The organism is Blautia segnis, from assembly GCF_014287535.1.
GTDB lineage: Bacteria > Bacillota > Clostridia > Lachnospirales > Lachnospiraceae > Blautia_A > Blautia_A acetigignens.
The window spans coordinates 67,970-82,224 of the sequence record NZ_JACOOT010000012.1 but is presented as its reverse complement, the minus strand read 5'-3'; the positions used below and the strand labels follow the sequence as shown (position 1 = coordinate 82,224).

Genomic DNA, 14,255 nt, shown 5'->3' with positions numbered 1-14,255 from the left:
GGCCTCTCATCTGCGTTCTGGTCTCATAACTGCCAGTGCGTGCACGCTCTTCTACAAGGCGGTATAAAGTCTATAACACGATCTACTACAAGGAAGTACCTGTTGTTACAGGGGACATGGATGAGACTTTAATTGTCACTTATTCTCCTAAGTACAAAGCCTACCAGAGAAAGATCCGCGTCCGACAAATTGAAAGGGCTGAACGGATAATCACAACACCTGGGCGCAAAAGAAAAGGGAAGAGCCAAAACGATCCTATGCGTTTCGTGAAAAAGACTTCCGTTACTACTGATGGTGAGATTGCTGAAAAACAAGTTTATGATCTTGATGAAAAACAGATCCAGAAAGAAGAAATGTATGATGGGTTTTATGCGGACCCTCATCAAGAATACAAAACAGATAAAATCAAAGCAAGGATAATATAGTACATATCGCTGCAAAAAGAAAAACGGCCACAACACCCATATTTACTGGGTTTGTAGCCGTTTTGTCACCTTACAACTGTCAAAGATGGGATTATATAACATCCAAAGATTTTAAGCAAGCCCCTGATGGAATTTCCCCAGGAATTCCTTCATTCGTACATGTTCAGAGGAAAATACCTCCTGCGGGGTACCTTCTACTGCAATGAGGCCATCATCCATGAAAATGATCCTGTCAGAAATATCTTTGGCAAAATTCATCTCGTGGGTGACGATTACCATAGTGATGTGTTCGGCTGCCAAATCCTTAATAACCTTCAGGATCTCTCCTGTAAGTTCCGGGTCAAGGGCGGATGTTGGTTCATCGAAAAACAGAATATCCGGGTTCATACACAAAGCCCTGGCAATGGAAACTCTCTGCTGCTGTCCGCCGGAGAGCTGGTAGGGGTAATAGTTTTCTTTGTCGGACAGGCCCATTTTTTTCAGAAGTTCTCTTGCCTGGGCGTAGACTTCTTTTTTGTCTCGTTTCTGGACTTTAATGGGGGCGTCAGCAATATTTTTGATAACGGAAAAATGGGGGAAAAGATTGAAGTTCTGGAATACCAGGCCGATTTTTCCATTTTTGATGATTTCGCCGGAGTCCGGGATTTCCAGACCGGTGGCGCAGCGGAGCAGGGTGGACTTGCCGGAACCAGAAGGGCCGATGATGCTGAGGACCTCGCCCTGGTCTACTTCCAGGGAAATGTCGCGGAGCACATCCAGAGCTCCGAAGCTTTTCTTTATGTGTTTCATTTCAAATAGTTTCATAATGAGGGACTCCATTCTTCTTAACGATAATAATTCAGTTTTTTCTCTACCTTGTCCATGATCACAGCTACCAAAAGGTTAAATACATAATAAAATACGGCGGCTACCACAAAAGGAACCATAGTGGTCTGGGAGCTGGCGATCTGTTTGGCCAGGGTGAACATTTCGGCTACTGCTACTACGAAGGCAAGGGAGGTGTCCTTGACCAGGGTGATCACCTCATTGGTGATGGACGGAAGGATTCGCTTAAATACCTGAGGCAGGATGATGCGAAAGAAGGTCTGTGCCTTGGAATAGCCAAGGATTTTGGCTGCTTCGTACTGGCCTACCGGCATGGACTCAATTCCGCCGCGGTAAATTTCTGCAAAATAGGCTGCGTAGTTAATGGTAAAGGCAATGAATACCGCAATCAGGCTGTAGCCCATGGAAATGCGGATTCCGAAAATGAAATAAGGACCGAAATATACTACCATCAGCTGCAGCATCAGCGGCGTTCCGCGCATGATGGAAATATAGGCGGTCACAATCCACCGGATCACTGGTATTTTGGACATTTTTCCCCAGCAGACCAGAAGTCCAAGGGGCAGGGAAAAAACAAGGGTTACAAAGAAAATCTCGGTGGTTACCGTCATTCCCTTTGCAAGCTGGCTTAACATCACACTAAAACTCATAGTTTTTTGATTTCCTCCTGTTGATACTTGTATTCTAAGATGTCTGTCTGACACATTTTTTCACCTCTGTGAATTACAAAGCACCCTTTTTCCGTCAGACATCCTTCTCGCTAAGAAAAGAGGGTGCGCCAGGTACCCTCTTCTCTGCTTTTCTATGTACAAAATAATTTGTTCTAATATATTGAACTTAACTGAATCAAAACTCAGCGGCAATTTCAAGGATTATTCAGCCTCATCCTCAGCTGCATCTTCTGTTTCTGCATCAGCAGCTTCTTCTGTATCCGCATTCTCATCTTCTGCGTCTTTGCTGTCCTCATCTACAAGGCAAAGCATATCTGCGACTCCATACTGTTCTGCCAGCTTATCGATCTCGCCGTCCTCGTACAGCTTCATAACCTCTGCCCATACCGTATCGCGGAGCTCTTCATTGCCTTTGGCAAAGCCGATGCCGTACTGCTCGCTCTGGATTGGCTCGTCAAGGATCTTGTATTTGCCCTCTTCTCTCTGAGCCAGCTGGTATTTGGCAACACCGATATCAACTGCAACGGCATCTGCTGCACCGGAATCAATGTTCATAAATGCGGTATTGTAATCCGGGTTCTCAGTAAGGGAACCGAAGCTGTCTGTCAGGTCTTTGTTATCATCGCTGTTCAGCGCATCCAGTGCTGCGGAAGCTGCCTGAACCACTACGTTCTTGCCAGCAAGATCTGCAAGAGTATCAATTCCGGAATCAGAAGCAACTACCATAACCTGCTCATTGTTCAGATATGGATCAGACCAGGTGTAGTCGTCCTCACGTCCGTTGATCGTGAAGCCGTTCCAGATGCAGTCGATGTTTCCGGAATTCAGCTCCATGTCCTTGGAATCCCAGTTGATCGGCTTCTTCACAAGTTCCCATCCAAGGTTGTCGCACACCTTCTGTGCAATATCCAGGTCAAATCCAACATACTCACCGTTCTCATCCATATATCCAAATGGCGGATACTCTGCATCAAATCCAACAGTCAGTGTCTTGCTGTCTGCATCTGCATAAACAGTTACACCGGAACACACGCCTGCTGCCATCAGGGCACTCATCATAATCGCCAGCATTCTCTTCTTCATAATATCTATCCTCCTGAAAGTTGTTCTCAAAATAATTTTAGTACGTTTTCACGCTACCATACTAAAGCATGCTTGTATGGTAGCATACGAAAGCGTTTCTGTCAACATGAAATTTTAATGCCGGAGATAAAAAACAAATAGCAAAGCACAGATTCATCATGAACCTGTGCTCCTGTGATACTCCCCTGTTAATTTTTCCAGCATTTCGTCCGTCCTGCCTGGTCTGATGCTGATCTCTTTTTTCTGGGAAAACTGATCCAGCGCTTCCTTCAAAGCAGCCTTCACCTCAGAAGAAACATTTAACTCCTTCAGCTTCTTCTCATACTCCTCTGGCTTCTTTACGCTTCTGTACGCAAGCAGGTAGCAGATCAGTTCCTTGTCGCTGCTCTCTGTAAGAAATGCCTCCCAGAAGCATTCCACTGCCTTCTCCATCTGGAAAAGATAGCTGTACGCACATCCCAGATTGTGCCAGATGCTCATGGTAAGCCCCGGCTTCACCTGCTCCAGCCCCTCTTTCTTAAGAAGCTGCTGGTAAACCTTGATGGCACTGACGTACATTTTGTTTGCCACCAGCGCATCTCCCTTTTGCTTCTGGCGAAGAAGAGGCGCCTCCTGATCCAGCTTTGCCAGCTTCACATTCAGGGCCTTCAGCTCATCATAGGTAAGATAATTGATCTCCTTAAAAATGGGATAAAGCACATCCTCAATACTTGCAAATTTGCCAAGATGGGGACGAAGCTTGGCTGCCAGCCTTGGCAGATCCAGTTCCTCGCTGATCCAGATACATAAGCCCTCATTCATAACAGAGGAATCCACCAGATACAGGTTATGGTACAGGTAATAGCAAAGCTCTTCCAGTGAATAAATATTCGTGCTGATGTTCTCCACAAAATAAGGCTTTTCGGCCTTTTTTGTCTGACATAAAATATATCCGCTCATGTTCCTGCCTCCTTTACCACTCTACCAGTTCATCCCAGACCTTGCCGCTTGACGGGAACATCTCCCCAAAGCCCAGGTCCTTTACCTGAACACGGCAGCGCTTCTGTGATACATACGCAAGGGAAAGAGACAGTCTTGTGGTCTTATTCGGACGCTCCGGCAATCCCGGCAGTCCCATGATCACCTTCTTTTTCTGCTTCTCGCCGAAGGTTCCCACCACAAAAACTAGCTCTGCGGTATCATCCAAAATCAGCTCGCAGCTGGCCTTGCACTCATACCAGTTCTTTCCGGCTTCAATAAGAGGATAATAGGCAGGCGCACCCATCACCCGCATATCCATTCCAATGTCTTTCAGAACCAGTGCCGGGCTCATATAACGGTAGCCCTTAAGGATCTTATCCTCCATCCGCTCTTTTCCAGCAGCGCAGGCACCCTTTGCGAAAAGGTTGTTGCCGTAATAGACTTTTCTTCTCTGCATGCAAAGGCTTCCGATGGACTTCTTCGCCCACTTGGGATCAAAGCCGTAGCCTGTGATCTGAATGCTGGAAAACAGCCCGGTTCCCAAAGTTTCCTTTATGAAATCCCGGTAAGCCTCATCTCTGGCCTCCACAGCCTTCTCTCTTTCCTCCTCATCCGCTGTGAGGGAGGGAAGCGTAGTCACCTTAGGCTCCTCCAGGCGCACCAGTACCGGTCTGGTACCGCCGTCCATAGTCAGCTGGCGGAACTCCACCTCATCCTGGTGAAAGGAGTACCAGCCAATGCTTCGGTTCCAGGTCTCCCTTTTCTGGGTCAGGGAATAATAATAGAAGCACTCCCCATGATCCATCAGCATATACTGGTTCTTGCCAAATCCAATGTCCTGGCAGGCTTTTTCCAGGTTTTTCACCTGTATATCCTCAAGCTCAGGACTTGTGATCACCAGGCATTTGGTATTTTTCACAACGTCTGTCACACCCAGGAATTTCAGCATTCCCCGAAGAAAAACGCCCAGCAGCTCCCATGGCTCTACCTGCTCTCCAAGAAGCTGTACGCTGTCTTCTTTTTTGCAGACCTCATACAGGTCATCCACCAGCTGGCCGCTTTTTTCCCGTGCGAAATACACTGCTTCCACACCGATTGTATATTCTTTTTGCTCTCTCCTTCTGCAGATACAGGTGGGGACCTCATATTCCTCAGTTCCAATCTTCATGGACACCGAGCAGGGTTTCTCCCCTTTCCGGTCATAATAGCAGATCTGGGAATAGTCTTTTCCAAAATCAATTCCTATGATCAAATCACGAATTTCGTTCATATATTCAGTCCTCTTTTGTAATGACAAACATTTCTTTCACATACTGTTCCTGGCGAAGGTATTTCTTCAGTCCCTTTTTGACCTCTTCGCTCTTATCCAGCTTCCGTGCCGACAAAATCTGATTGATCATCTGATATTTGCTGAACGGCGTGCCCTCCACCTTACTCATGCTAAGCACCCGCTCTGGTGATTTCTTTGTCTGTCCGTCACATTCCTCACAGAAATAGTAGTGCAGAGTCTCTCCATAAAACATAGTGAATGTCTTGGTGAAAATACCCTCATATACGTTTTTGAGAGGCTCTGTCTTATATTCCAGTCCTCTTCCAAGTCCGGTATCCAATGCATACACCAGCATCACCTTCGCATCCGGACTGGTATGATACTCCACGCAAGTCTTGTCATCCATCTGATAAAGGCTGAGCAGCTCCGGGGCAAGCCTGTGGAAGAAGGAAAATACCATTCCCTTGTCCATACATTCTTTCAGAAGCTCCTTCTCAAGAGAAAGAAGCGCCTCGTTTCTGCCCTTCTCTTTGGAAAGCTCCCGGAACAAAGCCAGATGGCACACCGGATCCACCGCCCATTTCTGCATATATGCATTCACAAGGCAGTTCTTCACAAAGGGGCTCATCACATATTCTTTCACGAAAATCCCATAGGAAACATGGGTCAGATATCCGCTTACGATCCACTCCCTTCCGGAATGGCGAATATAGGATTCCAGCACATGCTCCCCTTCCTTGCGGTAATCTGTTGTAAACATGAGAAGCTGAAGGATCTTCTCCTCCACATCATAGGTATCCATCTCAAAACCGCAGGCACTTTTCCAGATGGAGAGGATTTCATCCACTGGTCCGAAGCGGTACTTCATCAGATAATTGAGAATAACCTCATCATAAAAACCGTTTCTGTATACATCCGAAGCCAGCGCCAGAAGCTCTTCATCCTCAAGCAGATCACAGCGGACGATCATCCGGCTTGCCAGCTTAAGAAGGCTTCTCATATCCACGCCCTCGCAGCCGAACTCCTCCACAATGGCAAGTGCCTGTGAGAAAAGCCCTCTGCTGATCAGCACCTCCAGAAGCTTCTGTCTGTCCACACGGGCATATTCCCGGTAATCCATCTTCTTCAGATAGTCATCCAGGTCTTCTCCGTATACATGCTCTGCATAATAATCCAGGATTCTGCGGCGTACTTTCTGCTTGTACTCCTGGCAGAATGCGTCAGACTGCACCAGTCTCTGGAAAATATCCAGGTTGTTTCCGTCAAGCTCATGGCTCTCGCAGTAGTGAAGAAGCACGCCTGGCTCTGTCACCCCAAGGTCCAGAACCTTTCTTACTGCAGACTCCTCGTCCATCACCTTTTTCAGGCTGTAATCCACAGTAACACTGTATCTGCGCTGCTTGTCATCCTGGAAAAGAATGGCCGCGTCTGAGGTATAGATTCTTGGATAAGCCACGCCCTGCACACAGGTATAAATCTCTTCCTGCTCCATCTGGCTGTGGCGCACGATCACATAGCGGACCTTTTTGTCCTCAAAATACAGGCGGTGGGTAAACATCTTCTGTGCGATCAGATCTCCCGCTTCCTTTGTGCGCGGCTCCATAAGGAATTCCTGATAAAGTGCCGCATAGCTCTCGTTCATTTTGCCCTCGGAAAGCTTCTTCTTCGCAAAATCCTGCATGCTCTGCATATAGCGCTCGTATGCGGCAGGCTCCTTCTCCTTATTGGCTGCAATGCAGGAATAGATAAAGGCACGTTTGGAATCTCCCAGGGAATCGCTATTGTAGGTGAAATACATCAGAAGAGCCTTGGGGAGCTCGATTCTTCTGGAGGTATCCATGGTCTCCACATAGTATTCATAAAGTCTGGTCAGGCGCAGCCCATGCTCCACTGCCAGGGAAAACCAGCGGAAATATTCCGGCTTTCTGGGATTTCCCTTCATCACATATTTGCAGATGGCTTCCAGGGTATCGTCAGAAGGATACTGGTCGTATCCCCTGGCCATTGCCTGGTAAATGCTCTCATTATAGTCTTTCTCATATCCGGAAAGATATGCAAGACGCATGACAAGCTCCTCCGTGAGAAGATTCCGCCTTGCTGCAAAACGGAACACCTGTCCCCAGAAGCTGCTCAGACGATGAAGCAAAGTCATGTCCTTACAGATAATCTTCCACGCTTCCAGATAAAGGAATGGGCTTCTGCATCCCTTGTCAAACTGCTCTTCCAGCACGAACAGGGCCTTGGACGGAGTCTCCTTGTAAGCCGGATCCAGCTTCAGAAGGATCCACAGAAGGAGGAAGCTGTCGCTTTTCTGCATGTAGAAATTGCGGATTCTGGAAAGGGCATGTACCTTGTCCTTGTACAGTCCGGTAAGTGTGCACAGATACAAATAAATTCCTGCAAACTCCAGATCGTCCCTTGTATAGGATTTGTCCTCGTAGCTCTCAAGAAGTGCGCGGGCTTCCTCATGGTGGTTCTCCAGATAAAGAAGAAAGACCTCGTACATCTGATATTCCGGATATTCACAGCCGGACTGGTGCAGCTGGTTCAAAATATAATGGCTGCTTGCACACCAGGTGGAAAAGTCCATCCAGCCATTTGCCCCTGGATTGTCTTTTCCTTCCAGATTGCTTGCCTTAGCGGTTTCATAGCAAAGATAAGACAGGCTGTCCCGCAGAAGATCCAGCTTGCACTTCTTCTGATTCAGGCGGATATCCACGTCAAGCTTGCCGCTGGTAGAGGCAACAATGGTGTAAACCAGCTCCTGATAAGGGCTCTTTACCACAATTTTGCCAAACTGGTTTCCCGTTCCAAGCTTCTCCTTATGAAGCAGGTATTCTACCTCATAGTGACTGCCGATGAAATCCTCATCTGTCACAACCTTCCGTGGAATATCCAGGAAATCCCCTGTAGCTTCCACATCAAGGCGCAGATGTCCCCATCCGCTTCTCTGTATATAGAAGGATTCCTTCACTGAATCCTTAAGTTCATAATATTCCTTGCCCACTTCCCTGGCGCTGATGGTAACTTTCTCTTTTTTGCCGGCGGCAATGAGAAACTCCTCCAGGTGCTGGTAGGTTACAGGCTGTCTGGATAATCCCTGGTAAAGGGTCTGGCTTCTCTCATCCTCACCTTCAAGAATTCTGGCAAAGCTTGGATCCTTAAAGATGCGGAATGCTTCCTTAAAATCATCCTTTGCCACCTGCACAAAGGCATCCAGATTCTCCACCACACCTGTAAAGCTGCGGATTTCTTCTTTCTCAATCTCGATCTCAAAGGGAATCCTGGCTTCTCCCACATTGGTGGTAAAGCACAGCCAGCCCTTCAGGCATTCCCCTGGGACAAGGCCTACCGTATCCACGCCAAAAGGAAGCCGTACCGTTGTCCCGGAAATATGATCCATCCCCGGCACTACACGGCGGCTTGACGAGGTGACAAATCCGCGTATCCTGCGGTTATCCTCGGTTCCTACGTACACCTCGCCTCTTTTGGTCTCACCAGCCTTCATGGTCATGGTGATCTTCTCTTTGGAAAAAAGAAGCGGCGGCTGTTCATATTCAAAATTTCCACTTAAAAGCTGTTCGATCTTTTTTTTCAAAATCATTCACCTTACGTCTTTCGTTTTCTTTCGACTCTTTCATTATTATAATGATTTTACCCTCTCATTTCAATGTTAATTCGAAAAAAGAATTCCATCAGGCACTTAGAGCCTGTATTTTTCATAGACTATATAGAAATCCCCTTTGAGGTAGCGATTTGAAGACTTTTTTGAAACCTTTGACAATGGCCGAGGAGCAGCATTATCTTCAGCAGTACCAAAGGGGCGATATGGAAGCAAAAACCATTCTCATTGAGCGTAATCTGCGGCTTGTTGCCCATGTAGTAAAAAAATATCAGGGAGCAGATGTGGAGCTTGACGACCTGATCTCCATCGGCACCATCGGCCTGATGAAGGCAATTTCCACCTTTGACCCAGGTAAAACCACCAGGCTTTCCACCTATGCAGCCAGATGCATCGACAATGAACTGCTGATGATGTTCCGCACCAGGAAAAAGCATTCCAGGGAAGTTTCCCTGTATGAACCTATTGGAACGGACAAAGAGGGCAACGAGATCAGTCTTCTGGACGTAATGGAAGGTCCTGCCGTGGATGTGGTGGAGGAATATTCCACACGGGAGAGCATCCGCCATGTGCTTGGCTCCATGAAAACCGTTCTCACGGAAAAAGAATATGAAGTGATCTGCTGCCGCTTCGGTCTTTTCGGCAAAAGAGAACAGACACAGAGGGAAATCGCCCGCCACCTTCACATCAGCCGCTCCTACGTCTCCAGAATCGAAAAAAACGCCCTGCATAAGCTGCGGACGCTTTTTCCTGAATCATAATTTACGCTTCACTGCGGCGGAGAATATCATAAACCTGGACACCGCCGCCAAGATCTACAAACAGCTTCTGCTGCGGGTGGGGAGCGCTCTCTGCGGAATTGCCCTCCTCATCATAGATCGCCTTCACAGGAACCACCACATTGGCTCCATCCGGCTTCATGATCTCGATGGTCTCTCCCACAGTGAATTTATTTCTCTGTGTAATCTGAACGTATCCTCTCTCGTCAATTGCTTCCGCAAAGCCAAGATAGGTGTATCCCTTCTCGTAGGTATTGTTGTCATAGATCTGGGCTTCCTGGTTCGGCTTGCCGTAGAAGAAGCCTGTGGTGAATTTACGGTAGGTACAGCCTGCGATCTGCTCCTGATACCAGGACATATTGGCCTGGTATTTGGCTGGATCCTCCAGATAGTCGTCAATGGCCTTCCGGTAGGTACGGGCAACAGTGGCAACATAAAGGGCTGTTTTCATGCGGCCCTCGATCTTCAGGCTGTCAATTCCGCTGGTAAGCACATCATCCATATGCTCGATCATGCAAAGATCCTTGGAGTTGAAAATATAGGTACCACGCTCATTCTCATAAACCGGCATGTACTCCCCTGGTCTTGACTCTTCCACGATGGAATATTTCCAGCGACAGGGATGGGTACAGGCTCCCTGGTTGGCATCTCTTCCTACCAGGAAATTGCTGAGCAGACAACGCCCGGAATAGGAAATGCACATGGCGCCGTGGATAAAGGTCTCAATCTCCATATCCTCCGGGATATGGGCACGGATCTGGCGAATCTCCTCCAGGGAAAGCTCTCTGGCACTGACCACTCTCTTGGCTCCAAGATTGTACCAGAAACGGTAGGTCTCATAATTGGTGTTGTTGGCCTGGGTGCTGATGTGGCGCTCAATCTCCGGACAGATTTCCTTGGCGTAGGTAAAAATACCGGGATCTGCGATGATCAGGGCATCCGGCTTCAGTTCCTTTAATTCCTTCAGGTATTCCCTTACGCCCTCAAGGTCATAGTTGTGCGCCAGAATATTCACGGTCACATACACCTTCACACCGTGCTCATGGGCAAATGCAATTCCCTGTGCCATCTCTTCCTTTGAAAAATTACGGGCTTTGGCGCGAAGGCCGAAAGCCTCTCCTCCAATATAAACAGCGTCTGCTCCGAAAACAGTGGCAATCTTCAGAACCTCAAGACTGCTTGCCGGAACTAATAATTCTGGTTTACGCATACGACTCCTCTTTCTTTACGCTAATGGCTGCTCCGTCTCCCAATGGAAGAATGGAGGTCTCCAAAAGCGGATTGTGTTTCAGTTCATACAGATACTGGCGCATCCGTTTGTAAATGGTACGGTTGCGTCGCTCTACAAGATAATGGGATTCGATAATGTCTCCTTCCTGGAGAACATTATCAGAAACAAGAATGCTGCCCTTATGCATTAAACGAAGCACATCCGGCAGCCAGTGAATATACTGCCCTTTGGCAGCATCCATAAAAATAAAATCATAGGTTCCATCCAGCTTTCCAAGGATCTCGGTGGCATCCCCGGTAAGCAGGCTGATCTGGGATTCCCTTCCTGCCTTTCGGAAATTCTCCCTGGCAATGGGAATCCTTTTCTCATAATTCTCAATGGTGGTGATCTTCAGGTCCGCAGGGCCGTATTCACACATCAGAAGTGTGGAAAAGCCCACTGCAGTGCCCACCTCCAGGATGGTCTGCGGGCGGGTAGCTGCAAGGAACATTTTAAGGAAGCTCTGCATCTCCTTGCGGATGATGGGAACACGGTCTAAAAGAGCTTTCCTTTCCAATTCTTCCAGAAAAGAAGTATTTCCCATATCAAGAGAATTGATGTAAGTGCGCATCCTTTCTTCTACGATCACTGGCCGGACTCTCCTTCCCCTGCTGCGGTATCCGCTGCACCATCAGATGAAGCATCGCTGCCGGTATCTGCAGCAGCATTTGTACCGTCATCTGAAGAAACGCCTGCCTGCTCCTCATCTCCTGCAAGGATTCCCATAATACGGGTAGGTGTGTATGCAGTGCTGAGAAGATAGGTGCCAGCCTTCATCTGACCCTTGTATGTAGAAAGTTTCTCCTGTGCAAAAAATACCAGGCTGTCCTGGATCAGTCCTTTGCTTTTCAGGATCTTGGCTACATCGTAAGTGGAAGCCCCATCTGGAATCACTACCGTTACTTCCTGACCTGCTCCCGGACTTACTGCCTGCTGGTTGAACACATCATAGCCAAACTGATAAGCAGATTTGCCCAGCCAGAAGATCAAAAGTGCCACGCAGACGTAAAAAGCGGTACGGAATACTCCGCTGGCAAGAAAAAGCCCCACCTTTCCCACCTGATCTCTTGTATTACCCATGTTTCCTCCTTTAATTTCCAGTCAGCTGCCCAAATAGCGGACAGTTATAACTCCGGGACATCCAGCTCGATTCCCTCTGTAAGTGACTTGCAGATTCTCTGCATAAGCTTGCAAAGAGCCAGCTCTGCATCAAGAAAGGCATTTACAAGCGGGTCGCTTCTTAATTCCCTTGATTCTCTGTTGAGCTGTTCCGTTACCCGGAACAGCTCGTCTCTGTTTGCTTCATTCTGTAATCTGAAATTGTTGGCCCGAAAAGCATTCACACGTTCCATAAGGCCCGGATCCTGCTCTACAAGGGCTTTGTATTTCATAAATTCCTGATATTCTTCACTATTCTGTACAGCTGCCAAAAGAGCATCTATACAGTCTTTGATCTCATTCATTGCTGCCTCCGCTTACGCCTCCATAATGATCGGAAGGATCATCGGGCTTCTCTTGGTGCGTTTCCATACATAATCGCTAAGTGCGTCCTTCACTGCTGCCTTGATCTTGCTCCAGTCTGTGATGCCTTTTTCCAGACAGCCGTCAAGAGCCTGCTCTACCACTTCTCTTGCGTGATCCATCAGGTCCTCAGACTCTCTTACATAGACAAAGCCTCGGGATACAATATCCGGTCCTGCCAGTACCACATTGCTGTGTCTCTCCAGAGTCATAACAACGATCATGATGCCGTCCTCTGCAAGATGCTGTCTGTCGCGAAGTACGATATTTCCTACGTCTCCAACGCCAAGACCGTCTACCAGGATGGCTCCTGTATGAACAGAACCTGTTACAGCAGCACTATGCTCATCCATCTCCAGAACATTTCCGGATTTCAGGATGAAAATGTTGTCATTGGAATAGCCAAGCTCTTCTACTACATGCTTCTGTGCAGTCAGATGGCGGTATTCACCATGGACCGGGATGGCGTATTTCGGCTTCACAAGGGAATAGATCAGCTTGATTTCTTCCTGGCAGGCATGTCCGGATACGTGTGCATCCTGGAAAATAACCTTGGCCCCCTTCATGGAAAGCTCGTTGATTACCTTGGAAACAGCCTTCTCATTGCCTGGGATTGGATGAGAGCTGAAAATAATGGCATCATTTGGCTTGATGGTAATCTTCTTGTGGATGCTTGCTGCCATACGGGAAAGTGCTGCCATGGACTCACCCTGGCTTCCGGTTGTGATCAGTACCAGCTGGTCATCCGGGTAATTCTTCACCTGGTCGATCTCGATCAGGGTCTGATCCGGAATGCGAAGATATCCAAGCTCTGCCGCTGTGGTGATAACATTGACCATGCTGCGGCCTTCTACCGCTACCTTGCGGCCGAAGCGGTATGCTGTATTGATGATCTGCTGCACACGGTCTACATTGGACGCGAAGGTGGCAATGATAATACGTGCAGTCTTATATTCATTGAAAAGGTTGTCAAATACATGTCCTACTGTACGCTCAGACATGGTAAAGCCCGGACGCTCTGCATTGGTGGAATCACACATAACTGCAAGAACACCCTTGCGGCCGATCTCTGCAAAACGCTGCAGGTCAATGGCATCACCGAATACAGGTGTATAATCTACCTTGAAGTCTCCTGTATGCACCACAATTCCAACCGGGGAATAAATAGCCAGTGCAGATGCATCCTGGATACTGTGGTTGGTCTTAATAAACTCGATGGCAAAATCACCAAGGTTGATCACCTGACCGTGTTTGACCTCTTTTAATTTGGTGCTCTTGGTCAGATTGTGTTCTTTCAGCTTGTTGTTAATAAGAGCCAGGGTCAGCTTTGTGGAATAGATCGGCACATTCACTTCCTTCAGTACATAAGGAAGGGCTCCGATATGATCCTCATGGCCGTGGGTGATCACAAATCCTTTGACCTTGGAAATGTTCTCTTTCAAGTAGGTGACATCCGGAATGACAAGGTCGATTCCAAGCATGTCATCTTCCGGGAAGGAAAGTCCGCAGTCCACTACTACTATACTATCTTCATACTCGAAAGCTGTAATATTCATTCCAATCTGTTCCAGACCGCCAAGCGGAATAATCTTTAATTTGGAACCAATGTTGTTTCTGCGCGGTCTCTTTAAGGAAGGCTTCACCTGACTGCGAAGCTGAGGCTTATAGCTTGTATTCTTAACAGGTCTCTCCTGACCTGTAAACTTCTGTCCGTCCTTTTTCGGCTGTGCCTTATATCTGTAATTTTTGTGTCTGAAATTCTGTTTTCTTGTACCGTTTGTGGCAGCCGGATTCTTTGACCCGCTGCTGTTCATTTCATTTTCCGTCTT

12 protein-coding genes and 1 pseudogene are annotated in these 14,255 nt (G+C 47.6%); 2 read left to right on the top strand and 11 right to left on the bottom strand.

Annotation, left to right across the window (positions count from 1 at the left end; all coding sequences use genetic code 11):
• Positions 1–65 precede the first annotated feature (65 nt).
• A pseudogene (locus H8S54_RS05640) lies at positions 66–374 on the top strand (IS1634 family transposase); the annotation flags it as partial.
• Positions 375–536: 162 nt separating this feature from the next.
• Here H8S54_RS05640 and H8S54_RS05635 read toward each other — a convergent pair.
• The 6 genes from H8S54_RS05635 to H8S54_RS18140 form a co-directional block, all read right to left on the bottom strand.
• On the bottom strand, positions 537–1,229 hold the full coding sequence (locus H8S54_RS05635; protein ID WP_186901070.1) for an amino acid ABC transporter ATP-binding protein: 693 nt from the start codon (positions 1,227–1,229) through the stop codon (positions 537–539).
• Positions 1,230–1,249: 20 nt separating this feature from the next.
• The gene (locus tag H8S54_RS05630) at positions 1,250–1,900 is read right to left on the bottom strand and encodes an amino acid ABC transporter permease (RefSeq protein WP_021925003.1); all 651 of its coding nucleotides are present in this window, start codon (positions 1,898–1,900) and stop codon (positions 1,250–1,252) included.
• Positions 1,901–2,122: 222 nt separating this feature from the next.
• A complete protein-coding gene (locus H8S54_RS05625; RefSeq protein WP_021925004.1) occupies positions 2,123–3,004 on the bottom strand; it encodes an amino acid ABC transporter substrate-binding protein in 882 nt (293 codons plus the stop codon).
• A 156-nt stretch (positions 3,005–3,160) separates the two neighbouring features.
• Entirely contained in the window at positions 3,161–3,943 is a 783-nt protein-coding gene (locus tag H8S54_RS05620) for a hypothetical protein (protein ID WP_021925006.1), read from the bottom strand.
• A 13-nt stretch (positions 3,944–3,956) separates the two neighbouring features.
• Positions 3,957–5,234, bottom strand: a complete 1,278-nt coding sequence (locus tag H8S54_RS05615; RefSeq protein ID WP_186901069.1) for a DUF5716 family protein — start codon at positions 5,232–5,234, stop codon at positions 3,957–3,959.
• Between the two features lie 4 nt (positions 5,235–5,238).
• A complete protein-coding gene (locus H8S54_RS18140) occupies positions 5,239–8,832 on the bottom strand; it encodes a DUF5717 family protein (RefSeq protein WP_243176659.1) in 3,594 nt (1,197 codons plus the stop codon).
• A gap of 158 nt (positions 8,833–8,990) precedes the next feature.
• Here H8S54_RS18140 and sigK point away from each other — a divergent pair, with 158 nt between their 5' ends.
• Entirely contained in the window at positions 8,991–9,617 is a 627-nt protein-coding gene (sigK, locus tag H8S54_RS05605) for an RNA polymerase sporulation sigma factor SigK (protein WP_021925009.1), read from the top strand.
• A gap of 1 nt (position 9,618) precedes the next feature.
• Here the strand turns inward: sigK and H8S54_RS05600 are convergent, their stop codons facing one another.
• The 5 genes from H8S54_RS05600 to H8S54_RS05580 are packed head-to-tail and all read right to left on the bottom strand — an operon-like array spanning position 9,619 to position 14,240.
• On the bottom strand, positions 9,619–10,845 hold the full coding sequence (locus tag H8S54_RS05600; RefSeq protein WP_021925010.1) for a peptidase U32 family protein: 1,227 nt from the start codon (positions 10,843–10,845) through the stop codon (positions 9,619–9,621).
• Positions 10,838–11,494: an O-methyltransferase gene (locus H8S54_RS05595; protein ID WP_021925011.1), complete on the bottom strand. Its 657-nt coding sequence runs from the start codon at positions 11,492–11,494 to the stop codon at positions 10,838–10,840. The genes H8S54_RS05600 and H8S54_RS05595 overlap by 8 nt, the downstream gene beginning before the upstream one ends.
• Positions 11,491–11,985: an endolytic transglycosylase MltG gene (locus H8S54_RS05590; protein ID WP_021925012.1), complete on the bottom strand. Its 495-nt coding sequence runs from the start codon at positions 11,983–11,985 to the stop codon at positions 11,491–11,493. The genes H8S54_RS05595 and H8S54_RS05590 overlap by 4 nt, the downstream gene beginning before the upstream one ends.
• 44 nt (positions 11,986–12,029) lie before the next feature.
• The gene (locus H8S54_RS05585) at positions 12,030–12,368 is read right to left on the bottom strand and encodes a YlbF family regulator (RefSeq protein WP_117850491.1); all 339 of its coding nucleotides are present in this window, start codon (positions 12,366–12,368) and stop codon (positions 12,030–12,032) included.
• A 12-nt stretch (positions 12,369–12,380) separates the two neighbouring features.
• Positions 12,381–14,240, bottom strand: coding sequence for a ribonuclease J (locus H8S54_RS05580; protein WP_202031038.1), 1,860 nt, complete (start codon positions 14,238–14,240; stop codon positions 12,381–12,383).
• Between the last annotated feature and the right edge of the window lie 15 nt (positions 14,241–14,255).